We start from the raw sequence: 15,621 nt of genomic DNA, 5'->3' as shown, positions 1-15,621 counted from the left end.
GGCCGGGTCGGCGGACCCGGCCCGCGTCCTGTTTTCTGCCTGTCCACGGCATTGATCCGAATTTTTTCGCCCCGCGACCCATCCGGTCGCGGACCCGCTCCGAATAGCGGGCATGAACGGCAGAACGATCGCAGCCCTGGCGGGCATCGCCTGCGCCGGGTCCGCCCTGGCCGCGGCCCAGCTGGCCGCCGCCGCGGTGGCCCCCGCCAGCGCGCCGGTCGCCGCCGTGGGCGCCGCCGTCGTCGACGCCGTGCCCGAGCCGGTCAAGGCCTTCGCCATCCGCGCGTTCGGCGTCCACGACAAGCTCGTGCTCCTCCTCGGGATCGGCGCGGTGCTCCTCGTCCTCGCCGCGGTCGTCGGCGTGCTCGCGCGGCGCCGGATCGCGGTCGGATACGCGGCCCTGGCCCTCCTCGGCACGGCGGGAGCGGCCGCCGCGCTCACCCGCCCGGCCGCGGAGGCCTCCTGGGCCGTTCCCTCACTGGTCGGCGCCGCCTGCGGCGCGGGCGTCCTGGCGCTGCTGTTCCGGAAGACGGCGGCACCGGGACCGGCCGTGCCCGGCAGGGCGGTCGACCGCAGAGGGGTCCTCCTCGCCCTCGCGGGCGCGGGGCTGGCCGGGGCGGCCGGATGGCGGCTGGGCGGCACGGGGGAAGTCGACGCCGCCCGCGACGCCGTCCGGCTCCCCGAGCCGGTCTCCACCGGGCCCGCGGGCGCGGGGCTCGACGTCCCGGGCCTCACCCCCTACCTGACCCCGAACGCGGACTTCTACCGCGTCGACACCGCGCTCGTCCTGCCCCGGATCCTGCCGGAGGACTACCGCCTCCGCGTCACCGGCCGCGTCGACCGGACCCTCGAACTCACCTACCGGGACCTGCTCGAACGCGACCTCGTCGAACGCGAGTTCACCATCTCCTGCGTCTCCAACGAGGTCGGCGGCGACCTCGCCGGCAACGCCCGCTGGCTCGGCGTCCCCCTGGCCGAGCTGCTCGCCGAAGCCGGCGTCCAGGACGGCGCCGACCAGCTCGTCAGCCGCTCCTCCGACGGCTGGACCGCCGGGACCCCGACCGCCGCCTGCACCGACGGCCGCGACGCGCTCGTCGCCGTCGGCATGAACGGCGAACCGCTGCCGATCGAGCACGGCTTCCCCGTCCGCATGGTCGTTCCCGGCCTCTACGGCTACGTCTCGGCCACCAAATGGCTCGTCGAACTCGAACTCTCCTCGTTCGCCGACTTCGACCCCTACTGGGTCCGCCGCGACTGGGCCGCCGAAGCCCCGATCAAGACGTTCTCCCGCATCGACGCCCCCGCCCCGCTCAAGGAGGTCGCCGCCGGGCCCGTGCCCGTCGCCGGCGTCGCCTGGGCCCAGCGCCGCGGCATCGAGCGCGTCGAAGTCCGCGTCGACGAAGGCCCGTGGGCCGAAGCCGAACTCGCGCCCGTCATCGGCCCCGACACCTGGCGCCAGTGGCGCTGGACCTGGGACGCCCCGCCCGGCCGCCACAAGCTCGAAGTCCGCGCCACCGACGGCGAGGGCGACACCCAGACCGAGGAGCGGCGCACGCCGTTTCCCGACGGGGCCACCGGTTGGCACTCCGTCGTCGTCACCGCCGCATAGGCCACCGAACCGAAGCCCGGGGACCGATCCCCGGGACCGAACAGAGAGGCAAGACCATGCAACACCGACTGCTGACCCGCGCCGGAGCGATCGCGGCCGCCGCAGGATTCGCCATCGCGCTGGCCGCCTGCTCGCCCGACGAGGGCACCGACGAAGCCGCGGAGGAGAACACCTCTTCCGAAGCGATGCAGGAGGAGACCACTGAGGAGATGCCCGTCTCCGGCGAGTTCGGGGACGCGTGCGCCGCGGTTCCGGCCGACGGCGAGGGCAGCTTCAGCGGCATGGCCGACGACCCGGTCGCCACCGCCGCGAGCAACAACCCCGTGCTGTCCACACTGGTCACCGCCGTCGGCGAGGCCGACCTGGGCGACACGCTGAACTCGGCCGAGAACATCACCGTGTTCGCGCCGACCAACGACGCGTTCGCCGCGATCCCCGCCGCGGACCTCGAAGCCGTCATGGCCGACCAGGACCTCCTCACGAGCGTCCTGACCTACCACGTCGTGGGCGAGCGGATCGCCCCTGAGGACCTCGCGGGAACCTTCGAGACCCTGCAGGGCGACACCCTCGAGGTCAGCGGCTCCGGCGAGGCGTTCACCGTGAACGGCTCCGCGAACGTAGTCTGCGGCAACGTCCAGACCGCCAACGCGACCGTCTACATCATCGACGGGGTGCTGATGCCCGCGTAAGGGCCCCTTACGGCAGGGCCGCTCGCGTTTCGCGGGCGGCCCCGCCGCCGTCGAGCCAGGAAGGACCGCCAATGACGACGGCAGTGCTGCTGTTCACCGAAGACCTTCGCGTGCAAGACAACCCGGCCCTCGCCGCCGCCGCGAGGGCCGACCGCGTCGTCCCGCTGTACGTCGACGACCCGGCCCGGCCCGCGAACCCGAACCGCCGCGCCTTCCTCCTGGAGTCCCTGGCCGACCTGCGCCGCTCGCTGCGCTCCCTCGGCGGCGACCTCGTCGTCCGCCGCGGCCCGACCGCCGAGCAGGCCATGGGCGTCCGCGCCGAGACCGGCGCCGGTGCGGTCGTGTGCGCCGACGGCGTCGGCGACTTCGCCACGGGCGTGCGCGACCGCCTCGCCGCCGCGTGCGAGCGCGAGCGGACCGCGTTCACCCTCACCCACGGGCCTTCCGTCGTCGACCCCGGCCGGCTCCTGCCCAGCGGCGGCGGCGACCACTACCGCGTCTTCACCCCGTACTGGCGCGCCTGGTCGCAGACCCGCTGGCGGGCCGGGGCCCCTGAGCCCGACCGCATCGCGCTTCCCGACGAGGTCCCGGGGAGTGACGACCTGCCGGGAGCGGACGGCGCCGCGAGCGGCCTGCCGCGAGGCGGGGAGCGGGCCGCGCTCGCCCGGCTCGACGCGTGGGCCGCCGACGCGGGCGACTACGCCGAACGCCACGACGACCTCGCGGGCGACCGCACCTCCCGGCTCAGCCCTTACCTGGCGCAGGGCTGCCTCTCGGCGCGGGCGTTCGCCGCCGACCCGCGGGTCCCCGAGGCCGCCGTCAGGCAGCTGTGCTGGCGCGACTTCCACCGCCAGGTCCTCGCCGCGTTCCCGCGGCTCACCGACACCCCCTACCGGCGCGGCGCGCGCGACGAGTGGGACGACGACCCGGCCGTCCTCGCCGCCTGGCGGGAGGCGCGGACGGGCGTCGACATCGTGGATGCGGGCATGCGCCAACTGGTGACCGAGGGCTGGATGCACAACCGGGCGCGCCTCATCTGCGCCGGATACCTCGTCAAGACCCTCGGCCTCGACTGGCGGGAGGGCGCCGCCTGGTTCGCCCGCCACCTCGTGGACCTCGACGAGGCGAACAACTGGGGCAACTGGCAGTGGACGGCCGGGACCGGCAACGACACCCGCCCCAACCGGGGGTTCAACCACGAGCGGCAGGCCGGCCGGTTCGACCCCGAAGGGGCCTACCGGCGGCGTTGGGCGCCGTGAGGACCGTCGGCGCCGACCTCGCGCATCACCTCGGTGCTCACTTCCAGGAAGCGGGCCACGACCTCGCGTTCGGCCGCGTCGAATCCGGTCCATGCCGCGCTGAACGCGGCCGCGAGCGGGGCGAACATCCGCCTGCCCTCTTCAAGGGACGATTCGGGGACCTCGAGCGCCACCCGGCGGCGGTCCCCGGCGGGTCGGGTCCGCTCGACGTGCCCGCCCGCCTCGAGCCGGTCGATGAGCGCCGTCGTCGCCGACGGGCTCAACCCCAGCTCGCGGGCGAGGGACGTGGGCGACATCGGGTCGCCGCGGCGGGCGGCGGCGAGGATGAGCGCGAGCGCGTTGACATCGGTGCGGTGCAGGCCGTGCCGGGCGCCGAACCGCTCGGCGTACCGGTCGGACTCGACGGTCAGCGTCTGCAGCAGGCGGCTGAGATCGAGGTCGGTGAGCGGCTGCGCATCGCCGGTGTCGCGGGTCATGCCGACCATCATCCACCATGATCATGGCCACGCCTCACCTTTATGATTCGATCATCGAACTATTCTGTCATAGAATCACCGATTGACGCGAGGAGACCGCCCATGGCCCCCGACCGACCCGTGCCCCGGCTGCGCTGGCTCCTGCCGGCCCTGCTCGCCCTGGCCTGGCTCGCCCTGAGCGCCTTCGCGGGCCCGTTCGCCGGCAAGCTCAGCGAGGTCGCCGACAACGACGGCTCCGCGTTCCTGCCCGCCACCGCCGAATCCACCGAGGTCAACGAGGAGCGGGCCGCCTTCGACGACACCGACGCGACCCCCGCGGTCGTCGTCGCCGAACGACCCGGCGGTCTCGAAGCGGCCGACCTCGCCTACCTCGAGACCGCAGGCGCGGCCCTCGCCGAACTCCCGTTCAACGCCGGGCCGCCGATCCCCGCGCAGCTTTCCGAAGAGCCCGAACCCGAAGCGGCGCAACTGGTCGTCCTCATCGACGGCGGCACCGACGACGCCGAAGCGGTCGAGCGGATCCGCGCCGTCCTCGACACCGGCCGACCCGACGGCCTCACCGTCCTCGTCACCGGCCAGGCCGCGCTCGGCGCCGACCTCGGCGAGGCCTTCGCGGGCGTCGACGGCCTGCTGCTGCTCGTCGCCGCCGCCGTCGTGGCGGTGATCCTCGTGCTCGTCTACCGCTCCCCGCTCCTGCCGATCCTGGTGCTCCTCACCTGCGGGCTCGCGCTCGCCGCCGCCAGCGCCGCCGTCTACGCCCTCGCCGACGCGGGCGTGATCGACCTCAACGGCCAGAGCCAGGGCATCCTGTTCATCCTCGTGTTCGGCGCCGCCACCGACTACGCGCTCCTCCTGGTCGCGCGCTTCCGCGAAGAGCTCGCCGGCGCCGACCGGTTCACGGCCGTCCGCAAGGCCCTGCGCGGCACCATCGAGCCGATCGCCGCCTCCGCCGGAACCGTCGTCCTCGGCGTGCTGTGCCTGCTGTTCAGCCAGCTCGAGTCGAACCGGGGCCTCGGCCCGGTCGCCGCCATCGGCATCGGCGCGTCCTTCCTGGCCGCGACCACGTTCCTGCCCGCGATGCTCGCCCTGTTCGGCCGGGCCGCGTTCTGGCCGCGCCGCACCGGCGCCGGACGCGCGGTCCCGCGCTCGCGCCTGTGGTCGGGCGTCGCCGGGCTCGTCGCCCGCCGCCCCCGCCTGGTGTGGATGACGACCGCCGCGGGCCTGGTGGTCGCGGCCGCGTTCATGACGCAGCTCAAAGCCGACGGCACCACGCAGACCGACGTGTTCCTCACCGACGTCGACTCCGTTGCGGGCCAAGAACTCCAAGCCGAGCACTTCGACGCCGGAGCGGGCGCGCCCGCCGTCGTCGTCGCCGACGCGGACGCCCTCGACGCGGTCCTCGCCGCCGCCCGGGTCGACGGCGTCGCCGAAGTCGCCCCGAAGGTCGACGCCGCGGGCGAGGTCGTCGAAGCCGACGGCCGCATCGAGATCACCGCCGTCCTCGAGGACGCCCCCGACAGCGACGCCGCCATGGCCACGGTGGAGCGGCTGCGCGAGTCCGTGCACGCCGTCGACGGGGCGGACGCCCTGGTCGGCGGGCCCACCGCGATCCAGCTCGACACGCTCACCGTCTCCGAGCGGGACCGGGCGGTCATCATCCCGATCGTCCTCGCCGTGATCCTGCTCGTGCTCATGCTGCTGCTGCGCTCGATCCTCGCGCCGCTGCTGCTCACCGCGACCGTCGTGCTCTCGTTCGGCGCGACCATGGGCGTCTCCGCGCTCGTGTTCAACCACCTCTTCGGGTTCCCCGGCGCCGACCCCACCGTGGTCCTGTTCGGCTTCGTGTTCCTGGTGGCCTTGGGAATCGACTACAACATCTTCCTCATGACGCGGGTCCGCGAGGAGTCGGTTCGCCTGGGCACCAAGGCGGGCACGCTGCGCGGACTGGTCGCCACCGGCGGCGTCATCACCTCCGCCGGGGTCGTCCTCGCGGCGACGTTCTCGGCGCTCGCGGTCCTGCCGATCCTGTTCCTCGCGCAGATCGCGTTCGTCGTCGCCTTCGGCGTGCTCCTCGACACGGTGCTCGTCCGCTCGCTGCTCGTCCCCGCGCTCACGTTCGACATCGGACGCGCCGTCTGGTGGCCCTCCCGGCTCTCCCGGGTAAGGCCCCTCAGCCGAAAGTAAGGGACTGAGGGGGCGTCAGGCCGGAAACTAAGGCGGGTAAGGGCCCGCTCGACGCGGACGCCTGATGCCCCCTCACCGCCCTCAGCCGGAGCATTGGTGTCAGGCCGGAAAAGCCGGCCGCCGACACCAAAGGAAGTTCAGATGAACGACTTCGACCTCCACTACCTCCACTACGCCCGCTCGGAGGAGCTGATCCAGCAGGCGGAGAACGAGCGCCAGGCGCGCGAGCTCGTCAAGGCCGCGAAGGCGACCCGCCGCGGCGGGACCCGCGTCCGGCACGAGGGCCTCGCCGCCCGCGTCGCCAAGGCCCTCGGCCGCGGCGACCAGCGCGGCAGCACCGCCGAACGGGGCTCCGCGCACTTCCCCGCCGCGAAATGACAGGCGCGGAACGTCATAGGGGCGTGTCATGATTGCTGACATGCCGCGCCTGGGTTCCGACCTCCCCCTGTTCGCCCGCGACGCCGAACTCGCCTCGCTCCGCGAATCGCTCGACGCCGCCCGCGCCGGCCGCCCCGCCACCGTCCTCGTCTCCGGGGACGCGGGGGTCGGGAAGACCCGGCTCCTCCACGAATTCAACGACAACGCCGGTGACGGTGTCCGCACCGTCACCGGCCACTGCCTCGACACCGCCGACTCCGCGCTCCCCTACCTCCCCTTCGCCGAGATCGTCGGCAGCCTCGCCCGCGACAACCCCGAACTCGTCGCGAACCACCCCGGCCTCGGCCCGCTCCTCCCCGGTCACCCCGTCCCCGCCGAAGGTGACCTCGGCCGCCTCGGCCTCTTCGAAGCCCTCCACGCCGCCCTCGCCGACCTCTCCGCGACCGAGCCGCTCGTCCTCACCCTCGAAGACCTCCACTGGGCCGACCGCTCCAGCCGCGACCTCCTCGCCTTCCTCACCTCCCGCCTCACCGGCCAGCGCGTCCTCATCGTCGGCACCTACCGGGCCGACGCCGTCCACCGCGGCCACCCCCTCCGCCCCCTCCTGGCCGAACTCGTGCGCCTCCCCGCCGTGCAGCGCCTCCACCTCGACCCGTTCGACGCCCAGCACGCCGCCGACTTCGTGCGCGAGCTCAACACCGGGCTCGACGAGGAGACCGTCTCCAAGATCGCCGCCGCCTCCGAGGGCAACGCGTTCCTCGCCGAAGAGCTCGCCGCCGCCGAGACCCACACGGTCACCTTCGAACTCGCCGAAGTCCTCCTCGCCCGCCTCGAACGCCTCCCCGAGGCCGCCAAGCAGGTCGTCCAGCTCGCCTCCGTCATGGGCCGCCGCTTCACCTACCGCCGCCTCAACGCCGCCGCCTGGTCGATGCTCGACGAGCACGGCCTGGGCCACGAACGCGAACTCGACCAGGCCCTGCGCGCCGCGATCTCGCACGGCATCATCGTGCAGAAGAGCGCGGACACGTACGCGTTCCGCCACGCCCTCCTCGGCGAGGCCGTCTACTCCGACCTCCTTCCGGGCGAACGCATCCGCTACCACCAGAAGATCGCCGAATCGCTCGCCGACGACCACGGCAAGGGCGCCGAGGCCGAACTCGCCCACCACGCCTTCGAATCCGGCGACCTCGCCTGCGCCCTCTCGGCGTCCGTGCGCGCCGCCGACGAGGCCGTCGAACTCGCCGCCCCCGCCGAAGCCCTCCTCCACCTCGAACGGGCCCTGGCCCTGTTCGGGAAGGTCCCCCCCGAGCAGCGGCCCGAGGGCATCACCGAGCTGCGCCTCACGATCCGCGCCGCCGGGAACGCCGAGGCCTCCGGCGAGATCAAACGCGCCCAGTCGTACTCGGCCGCCGCCGTCCGCATCGCCGACGCCTCCGGCGACCGCATCATGGGCGCCTCCACCCGCCGCAAATACGCCCGCCACCTCCTCACCATCGAAGGCGACGAGCAGGAGGCGCACCGCATCGCCTGGGAGGCATGGCAACTGGTCAAGGACGACGAGCCGCGCGCCGTCAAGGCCTTCACCCAGGCCACCCTCGCCCGCACCCTCTCGAGCATGCGCCGCCACGACGACGCCCTCGACTGGGCGGCCAAGGCCATCGCCACGGCCGAGGCCGTCGAGCACGACCCCGACGACGCCCACTACGCCGCCAAGGCCGACGCGATGCTCACCGAGAGCCTCGTCCTCTACCGCAACGGCGAACGCTCCCTGGAGGGCACGATCGCCCGCCAGAACGAGGCGCTCGCCCTGGTGCGCGGCAAGGGCTGGCACGAGATCGAACTCCGCGGCCACTTCAACCAGGGCCTCGTCCTCGTCGAGGTCGCCCGGATCGCCGAGGCCGCCGCCCACTTCGACGAAGGCATGGCGCTCGCCCGCCGCACCGGCCACAAATGGAGCGGATTCGGCCTCGAGACCGCTGTCCGCCAGGTCATCTGCAACTACATGCTCGGCCGCTGGGACGATGTGGACGCGAACGGCGAGATGGCCTCCAGCGTCCTGCCCGGCGTCGTCCTCACCCGCCTCGCCGCCGCAGTGCTCCTCGTCGACGTCGCGCGCGGCAGGTTCGAGACCGCCGACCGGCGGCTCGACTACCTCGCCAACCGCTGGCAGCTCGACGGCCAGGTCCTCGCCCTCGCCTCCATGTGCGGCGCCGAACTCGACCGCTGGCGCGGCCGCCCCGAGCAGGCCCTGCACCGCGTCGAGCGCGCGACCGAGCGCATGACCCGCATGCGCGGCTACTACCTCGCCGGCGTCTCCGTCTGCGCCGCCGGCGTCGGCGCGGCCGCCGACCTCGCCCAGCGCCTGCGCCGCGACGGCGACGCGACCGGCGCGAAAGACGCCGTCACGGCCGGCGAGCGCCTCGCCGAACGGGCCCGGTTCTTCCTCGAGCACGGCCGCCCGCTCTCCGGCACCCTCGGCCCCGAGGGCCGCGCCTGGGCCGCCCAGCTCGACGCCGAGGAGTCCCGCCTCCACGGCGACGGCGACCCGGCCCTGTGGCGCGCCGCGGCCGACGCGTTCGACTACCGCGACCCCGAATCGGACGAAGCCAAAGCGGCGCAGGCGAAACGACCGCACCTCACGCCCGCCGCGGTCCTCGGCGAACAGGAGCGGCTCGAACTCGCGCTCGAGGACCCGATCGCGTCCGAGACCCTGGCGCTCATCGACGCCGCCCGCAGCGGCGACCTCGACACGGCCGCCTGCGAACCCAACTGGGCCGAGCCCTACCGGCAGGCGTACGCCCGCTGGCGGCTGGCCGAGGCGCTCCTCGCCTCCCCGGGCGCGGAGGCCCGCGCCGAAGCGGCCGCGGTGCTCACCGAGGCCAAGAAGACTGCGATCCGGCTCGGCGCGGGCCCGCTGTGCGACGAGCTGTGCGCGCTGGCCGAGCGGGCGCGGCTGACCTCGGCGGTGCCCACCTCGACGCCGCTGACGCCACGGGAGCTGGCGGTGGTGCGGCAGGTGGCGCGCGGGCTGACGAACAAGCAGATCGGCGCGGAGCTGTACATCTCGGAGAAGACCGTGAGCGTGCACCTCTCGCGGGCGATGGCGAAGCTCGAGGTCGCGGGCCGCGCCGCGGCGGTGAACGCCGCCCACTTGCGCGGCTACCTCACCGAGGACTGACCGGCCGGTGCCGCGCCTGCGGCGCCGGAGCGGCCGCGTGCGGCCGTACGGGAGGCCCCGGGTACCCGCCCGATCCCACCTTCACCACTACCAGTGAAAAAGGCCAGGCTCCCAAACGGGTACGACACTCGCAGGTAGCGGCGTGGCCGCGGGTTCGAACACCGGCGGGCGAATCGGTCGAACCGGGTGATTCGGTTGCGGCAGGTTCATGCGGACGAGGGAACGGAAGCGAGCGGTGCTCGTCGCGCCACCGCTACTGGAGGTTGACGCCGCCTCCCGGTGTAGTCCCCGGGTGGTACGCGGATTGTCTTCTCCGGCCCGATGCGACCGGGGGGCCGCCGCACGAGTATTGCAGCCATGAAGCGGCGTAAAGCACTCAAGTGGACCCTCGTCGGCGTCGGCGGCGGCGTCGGGGCGATCGCCCTCGGCGGGGCCGGGACCGTCGGCTACCTCTGGAGCAAGTCCAAACTCGAGACCGCCGGCGAGGTCGACTTCGACACCCCGCTGGCCATCCCCCCGCTCGCCGAGTCGACCGAGGACGCCTCCGGCGCCCGGGTCTTCAACCTCGAGATCCAGGCCGGCACGGTCGCCTTCAAGGACGGCCGTGAGACCGAGACCTGGGGCGTCAACGGCGCCTTCCTCGGCCCGACCATCCGCGCCAGGCGCGGCGAGGAGGTCGCCTTCGCGGTGCACAACGGCCTCGACGAGGGCACCTCGATCCACTGGCACGGCATGCACCTGCCCTCGGTCATGGACGGCGGCCCCCACCAGGAGGTCGAGCCCGACGGCATCTGGGCTCCCCAGTGGACGATGAACCAGCCGGCCGCGACCCTCTGGTACCACCCGCACCCGCACGGCCGCACCGGGAACCACGTCTACCGGGGCCTGGCCGGGATGTTCATCGTCGACGACGACGAGTCCGAGGGGCTCAACCTGCCCGCCGAGTACGGCGTGGACGACGTCCCGATGATCGTGCAGGACCGCAAGTTCGACGGGAACAACCAGTTCGACGACAAGGCGCCCTTCATGAGCATGCAGGGCGTCCTCGGCGACGAGATCATGGTCAACGGCACGCTCGGCCCCTACTTCGACGTCACGACCCGCCTGGTCCGGCTGCGCCTGCTCAACGGCTCCGTCTCGCGCCTCTACAACTTCGGGTTCAGCGACGACCGGCCCTTCCAGCTCATCGCCACCGACGGCGGCCTGCTGCCCGAGGCCTGGGAGACCGACCGGCTCCAGCTCTCACCGGGCGAGCGCGCCGAGATCGTGGTGGCCTTCGAGCCCGGCGAGTCCGTCGTGCTCCGCTCCCACCCCGCCGACGAGGGCTACGAAGGCCCGCTCGGGCGCCTCAACGGGGGCGAGGACCTGCTCGACATCTGCGAGTTCCGCGCCGCCGGCTCCCTCGCCGACACCACCGAGGTCCCATCGGCCATGGGCACCGCGCCGGACCTCGCCGACGCCGAGATCGCCGCCGAGCGCTCGTTCTCGCTCTCGGGCTTCAACCAGATCAACGGGGAGTCCATGGACCCCATGCGCATCGACTTCGGCGTCCGCGAGGGCACCGTCGAGGTGTGGGAGGTCCAGAACGCGGACGGCTTCATGCACAACTTCCACGTCCACGACGTCCAGTACCAGGTCATCTCGGTCGACGGCGAGGAGCCGCCGCCGCGCCTGCGCGGCTGGAAGGACACCGTGCAGCTGGTCCCGCAGGTCGAGTACCGGCTGGCGATGCGCTTCGCCGACTACACCGACCCGAACCTGCCGTACATGTACCACTGCCACATCCTCGCCCACGAGGACTCGGGGATGATGGGCCAGTTCGTGGTCCTCGGCGAGGGCGAGGAGATCGGCACCGTCCCGGTCAGCGCCTCGGCCACGGGCCACGGCGGGCACTGACCCTCCCCGGGCCATCAGGGCCCGGGGACGACAGCGGCGCAGGCCGTCCCGACCGTAGGCACCACGAACGGGACGGCCCTGCGCCGCACTGCTTTCCCCTAGAGGACGTAGGTGCCGATGAGGTTCGCGAGCGTGCGGATGTCCACCCTGCCCTTGAATTCGAAGCGCACCTTGCCGAGGCCGCTGAACCACAGGTCGAGTTCGGCGTCGAGGTCGAAGTTCCCGGCCGTCTCGACCGAGAATGCCTGGATCTTGCTGTACGGCAGGGAGGTGTAGTCGCGCTTCTTGCCAGTGATGCCCTGCGCGTTGACGGCGATGGCGCGCTTGTTCGTGAAGACCACGAAGTCCCGCACCGACTTGAACGCCGAGACCAGTTGCTCGCCCTGCACCAGCAGCGGCTGCAGCTCCCCGGCGATCGTGCCGGGGTCGATCTGCTGGAGTTTGAAGAGGGAGCCGTTCGAGAAGTCGATCATCGGCTCATCGTACTGACGCCAGTGGACCGGCGGGTCCCGCGGAAGCGGGCGGCGCGGGCCGGGAGCCCTGGTCAGGGTCCCGTCCCGCTACGCGATCGGGTTGCGGGGGAAGAGGCTGCGGATCAGAGGGTGCAGTTCGCGATGTGCTTGGCGATCGCCGGGAGGTCGACGTTCTCCGTGAACTCGAAGCGGACCTTGCCGAGCCCGGAGAACCACATGTCGAGCTCGCCGTCGTTGTCCATGAGGCCGTCGGTCTCGACCGAGTAGGCCTGGATCTTGTTGTAGGGCAGGGAGGCGTAGTCCTTCTTGCGGCCGGTGATGCCCTGGACGTTGACGGCGATGACCCGCTTGTTCGTGAAGACCACGTAGTCGCGCACGCCTTCGAAGGCCAGCGCGACCGCTTCGCCGTCGGCCAGCAGGGGCTGGACCTCATCGGTGAAGGCGGGGTCGTCGGTGAGCTTGAGCTTGAAGATGGAGCCGTTCTCGAAATCGATCATGCGGGCAGGATATCGGTACGGCCCCACGGCCGCGGCCCGCCTAATACCGTTCGGCCGCAAGAGCAGTGGCCTGCGCGATCACGACCTTGAGCGGGCGCGAGAGCGCGAGCGCCGCAGCGGCGGCGTCCTCGTACTCGACCGAGGCGTTGACGACCTCGCCGTGCTCGAGCGCGATCTTCACCCCGATCTCGTGACCGTCCACATCGACATGCGTGTACTGCCGCTCGAGCGCGTGCTTCTCGATCTCATAGGAGCGCATGCCGATCGTGGTCGTGTGTCGGACCAGGGCCGACCGCACCGCTTCGACCACCTCGGGGCGGCACATCACGTGCACCGTGTGGGCCGGGCGGCCCTTCTTCATGAGGATCGGCGTCAGCCAGGCGTCCGAGGCCCCGGCGGCGAGCAGCGCCGCCAGCGCGGCGGGCCACACCCGCGGATCAAGGTCGTCCACATTGGTCTCGATGACGACGGGCTTCGCACCCGGAGTCCCTTGCGCCGTGAGCGGAGCCTGTTCGCGAGCATGCGCTTCGTGCCCGTGTTCATGCGCCGCTGCCGAGGACGCCTGCCCGTGCGCCCCGTGCGGACGGTGATGGTCGTGCCCCGACCCGCCGCCGTGGTCGTGCGAGCGATGCACATGGGCCGCACCGGTCCTGCGCGCCGCGACTGCCTCGTGTCCGACGATGAGCCGCAGCAGGTTCGCCCGCTCCTGCGGGTCGCGCCCGCCCGCGCCGACGCCGATCCGGTCGACCACCAGCTCCGGCAGAGACCCGTAGCCCGCGGCCGCCGCGGCGACGATGGCCGCGCCCGTCGGCGTGCACGCCTCGTACGGCACCGCCCCGACCACGGGCGCGCCCGCGTCGGCCAGGACCCGCAGCACCGCCGGGGCCGGGAGCGGGATCGACCCGTGTGAGCCGCGCGTCGTGCCGCCGCCCACTGTCACCGTCGAAGCGGTGAGCCGATCGATCCCCAGAGCCGCCAGGCCCGCCGCCGCCCCCACGATGTCCGCGATCGAGTCGAGCGCGCCCACCTCGTGGAAGTGCACGTCCTCCTCGGCGATCCCGTGCGCGGCCGCCTCCGCCGCCGCCAGGCGCGCGAACGCCCCCAGCGCCAGGTCCCGCACCGCCGCATCCAGTTCCGCGCCCTCGAGCATCGCCCGGATCGACCGCCAGCGCCGGTCCGTCGCGACCTCGGGGGCCTCGACGTCGACCTTCACGGCGACCAGGCCGTGCCGGGTGACCTTCTTGGCGCGCAACCGGATCGGCTCGGTCCCGAGCGCATCGACGGCCGCCTGCATCACCGCGAGGTCCACGCCGGCGTCGACCAGGGCGCCCAGGAACATGTCGCCGCTCGCGCCCGCCGCGCAGTCCAGCCACGCGATCGTCCGCGCCGCGCCGCCCTTCACGACCGGTCCGCCTTCACGCCGAGGATCCGGGACGCGGCCACGGCCGCCCCGAACCCGTTGTCGATGTTCACCACGGTCACCCCCGGCGAGCAGGAGTTCAGCATCGTCAGCAGCGGCGCGAGCCCTCCGAACGCCGCCCCGTACCCGACCGAGGTCGGCACCGCGACCACCGGCGCGGCCACCAGGCCCGCCACCACCGAAGGCAGGGCGCCGTCCATGCCCGCCACCACGATCACGCAGGCCGCCTCGCGCAGCTCCCCGATCTTGTCGAGCAGCCGGTGCAGCCCCGCCACGCCCACGTCGGCGATCAGGCGCGTGTCGATCCCGTTGGCCCGGGCCACGATCTCGGCCTCGCGCGCCACCGGCAGGTCCGAGGTCCCCGCGCACACGACCGCGAGCAGCCCGGACTCGGCCTCGGGGAACCCGCCGACCGCGCACACGCCGGCCTCGACCAGCACGTCGCCGCCGAACGCCTCCCGCACGGCCGCCACGCACGCGTCGTCGCAGCGGGTCGCCACCGCCACCCGGCCCGGGTGCGCCTCGCGCAGCGCCGCGAGCGCCCCCACGACCTGCTCGGGCGTCTTCCCCGCCGCGTACACGGCCTCAGCCGTCCCGGTCCGCGCCGGGCGGCCGGTGTCGATCTTGGCCCAGCCCAGGTCGCGGTAGCCGCCTTCCTCAATTTCCACGCCTCGATACTCCCATCCGGGCCGCCGCACCGGCCACCCGAATCGATCCCGTCCCACCGCCCGCGGACCGCGGCGTTCACCGCCGCCACCCCGAACCGACACCGCGAAGGGGGCCCCGCGTCGGCCCCACCGTCTATCGTCAAGAGGTGTCCCAGCCGCTGATCGCCGCCCACCGAGGCGCGAACGAATTCCTCCCGGAGCACTCGATCGCCGCGTTCCGGCAGGCGATCGTCGAAGGCGCCGACGGCTTCGAGTTCGACCTCCGCCTGACCGCCGACGGGCACCTCGTCCTCCACCATGACCGCACCGTCAAGCGCACCGCCGGCGCCAAAGGCGCAGTGGCGGATCTCACCCTCGCCCAGTTGCGGGACCTCAACTTCGCCCACCAGTTCCCCGACTGCTCCGGCAACCCCGAAGCCGAGCGCATCCCGACCCTCGAGGACCTCTTCGCGCTCGTCGTCGACTCGGGCAAAGACCTCAAACTCTTCATCGAGGCCAAACACCCCTCGAAGTTCGGTCCCCGGCTCGAACTGCGCCTCTGGGAGACCCTGCGCCGCTGGCCGGGCCTCGACGCCACGGTCATGTCCTTCTCGCGCGCCGCCCTCAAGACCTGGCGCGGCCTCGACCAGGACACTCCGCTCGTGTGGATCTTCGAGTACCCGTTCCGGCGCCCGCCCGAAGGCGTCCAGGTCCTCAGCTCCCGGGTCGACTACCTCGACTCCGCGCCCGAGTTCGTCGAGCGCAGCCATGCCGCCGGGTATCAGGTGTACACCTGGACCGTGAACGACGCCGCCACCGCCCACCGCATGGCCGGGCTCGAGGTCGACGTCGTGTTCACCGACCGCCCGGCCGCGATCCGGCAGACCCTGGCCGGCTGAGCCCGTATCACCGCAA

13 protein-coding genes are annotated in these 15,621 nt (G+C 72.9%); 8 read left to right on the top strand and 5 right to left on the bottom strand.

The window, feature by feature from the left end; all coding sequences use genetic code 11:
- Positions 1–112: 112 nt before the first annotated feature.
- From AB0K52_RS18225 to AB0K52_RS18215, 3 genes are all read left to right on the top strand, one after another.
- Positions 113–1,609, top strand: a complete 1,497-nt coding sequence (locus AB0K52_RS18225; RefSeq protein WP_363533396.1) for a molybdopterin-dependent oxidoreductase — start codon at positions 113–115, stop codon at positions 1,607–1,609.
- Positions 1,610–1,665: 56 nt separating this feature from the next.
- Positions 1,666–2,298: a fasciclin domain-containing protein gene (locus tag AB0K52_RS18220; RefSeq protein WP_363533393.1), complete on the top strand. Its 633-nt coding sequence runs from the start codon at positions 1,666–1,668 to the stop codon at positions 2,296–2,298.
- A gap of 71 nt (positions 2,299–2,369) precedes the next feature.
- Entirely contained in the window at positions 2,370–3,557 is a 1,188-nt protein-coding gene (locus tag AB0K52_RS18215; RefSeq protein WP_363533391.1) for a deoxyribodipyrimidine photo-lyase, read from the top strand.
- Here the strand turns inward: AB0K52_RS18215 and AB0K52_RS18210 are convergent.
- A complete protein-coding gene (locus tag AB0K52_RS18210; protein ID WP_363533388.1) occupies positions 3,533–4,033 on the bottom strand; it encodes a MarR family transcriptional regulator in 501 nt (166 codons plus the stop codon). The two genes, AB0K52_RS18215 and AB0K52_RS18210, sit on opposite strands and share 25 nt — an antisense overlap.
- A 102-nt stretch (positions 4,034–4,135) precedes the next feature.
- Here AB0K52_RS18210 and AB0K52_RS18205 point away from each other — a divergent pair, with 102 nt between their 5' ends.
- From AB0K52_RS18205 to AB0K52_RS18190, 4 genes are all read left to right on the top strand, one after another.
- Positions 4,136–6,217 (top strand): MMPL family transporter, encoded by a 2,082-nt coding sequence (locus tag AB0K52_RS18205; protein WP_363533385.1) that lies wholly within the window; start codon positions 4,136–4,138, stop codon positions 6,215–6,217.
- Positions 6,218–6,358: 141 nt separating this feature from the next.
- Complete coding sequence (locus AB0K52_RS18200; protein ID WP_363533382.1) at positions 6,359–6,595, top strand: hypothetical protein; 237 nt, start codon at positions 6,359–6,361, stop codon at positions 6,593–6,595.
- A 28-nt stretch (positions 6,596–6,623) separates the two neighbouring features.
- The gene (locus AB0K52_RS18195; protein ID WP_363533379.1) at positions 6,624–9,773 is read left to right on the top strand and encodes an AAA family ATPase; all 3,150 of its coding nucleotides are present in this window, start codon (positions 6,624–6,626) and stop codon (positions 9,771–9,773) included.
- A gap of 357 nt (positions 9,774–10,130) precedes the next feature.
- Entirely contained in the window at positions 10,131–11,669 is a 1,539-nt protein-coding gene (locus tag AB0K52_RS18190; protein ID WP_363533377.1) for a multicopper oxidase domain-containing protein, read from the top strand.
- Between the two features lie 98 nt (positions 11,670–11,767).
- Here AB0K52_RS18190 and AB0K52_RS18185 read toward each other — a convergent pair whose 3' ends face one another.
- The 4 genes from AB0K52_RS18185 to larB all read right to left on the bottom strand — a co-directional run bounded on the left by AB0K52_RS18185 (position 11,768) and on the right by larB (position 14,727).
- Positions 11,768–12,142, bottom strand: coding sequence for a PH domain-containing protein (locus AB0K52_RS18185; RefSeq protein WP_363533374.1), 375 nt, complete (start codon positions 12,140–12,142; stop codon positions 11,768–11,770).
- Between the two features lie 122 nt (positions 12,143–12,264).
- The gene (locus AB0K52_RS18180) at positions 12,265–12,639 is read right to left on the bottom strand and encodes a PH domain-containing protein (RefSeq protein ID WP_208497168.1); all 375 of its coding nucleotides are present in this window, start codon (positions 12,637–12,639) and stop codon (positions 12,265–12,267) included.
- Between the two features lie 40 nt (positions 12,640–12,679).
- Positions 12,680–14,041 (bottom strand): nickel pincer cofactor biosynthesis protein LarC, encoded by a 1,362-nt coding sequence (gene larC, locus AB0K52_RS18175; RefSeq protein WP_363533371.1) that lies wholly within the window; start codon positions 14,039–14,041, stop codon positions 12,680–12,682.
- Positions 14,038–14,727, bottom strand: coding sequence for a nickel pincer cofactor biosynthesis protein LarB (larB, locus tag AB0K52_RS18170; protein WP_363533368.1), 690 nt, complete (start codon positions 14,725–14,727; stop codon positions 14,038–14,040). Before larB ends, larC begins: the two co-directional genes overlap by 4 nt.
- A 146-nt stretch (positions 14,728–14,873) precedes the next feature.
- Between larB and AB0K52_RS18165 the strand changes: the two genes are divergently transcribed.
- Entirely contained in the window at positions 14,874–15,605 is a 732-nt protein-coding gene (locus AB0K52_RS18165; RefSeq protein WP_363533365.1) for a glycerophosphodiester phosphodiesterase family protein, read from the top strand.
- Positions 15,606–15,621 lie beyond the last annotated feature (16 nt).

It is taken from the genome of Glycomyces sp. NPDC049804, assembly GCF_040674615.1.
In the GTDB taxonomy this organism is placed as follows: domain Bacteria; phylum Actinomycetota; class Actinomycetes; order Mycobacteriales; family Micromonosporaceae; genus Glycomyces; species Glycomyces niveus.
This window is presented reverse-complemented; position numbering and strand designations above follow the sequence as displayed.

Excerpts from the sequence above, each read along its gene's own strand:
- AB0K52_RS18225 (WP_363533396.1), top strand. The coding sequence starts at position 113 with ATGAACGGCAGAACGATCGCAGCCCTGGCGGGCATCGCCTGCGCCGGG.
- AB0K52_RS18195 (WP_363533379.1), top strand. The coding sequence starts at position 6,624 with ATGATTGCTGACATGCCGCGCCTGGGTTCCGACCTCCCCCTGTTCGCC.
- AB0K52_RS18205 (WP_363533385.1), top strand. The coding sequence starts at position 4,136 with ATGGCCCCCGACCGACCCGTGCCCCGGCTGCGCTGGCTCCTGCCGGCC.
- AB0K52_RS18215 (WP_363533391.1), top strand. The coding sequence starts at position 2,370 with ATGACGACGGCAGTGCTGCTGTTCACCGAAGACCTTCGCGTGCAAGAC.
- AB0K52_RS18210 (WP_363533388.1), bottom strand. The coding sequence starts at position 4,033 with ATGACCCGCGACACCGGCGATGCGCAGCCGCTCACCGACCTCGATCTC.
- AB0K52_RS18185 (WP_363533374.1), bottom strand. The coding sequence starts at position 12,142 with ATGATCGACTTCTCGAACGGCTCCCTCTTCAAACTCCAGCAGATCGAC.
- AB0K52_RS18190 (WP_363533377.1), top strand. The coding sequence starts at position 10,131 with ATGAAGCGGCGTAAAGCACTCAAGTGGACCCTCGTCGGCGTCGGCGGC.
- AB0K52_RS18220 (WP_363533393.1), top strand. The coding sequence starts at position 1,666 with ATGCAACACCGACTGCTGACCCGCGCCGGAGCGATCGCGGCCGCCGCA.
- AB0K52_RS18200 (WP_363533382.1), top strand. The coding sequence starts at position 6,359 with ATGAACGACTTCGACCTCCACTACCTCCACTACGCCCGCTCGGAGGAG.
- AB0K52_RS18180 (WP_208497168.1), bottom strand. The coding sequence starts at position 12,639 with ATGATCGATTTCGAGAACGGCTCCATCTTCAAGCTCAAGCTCACCGAC.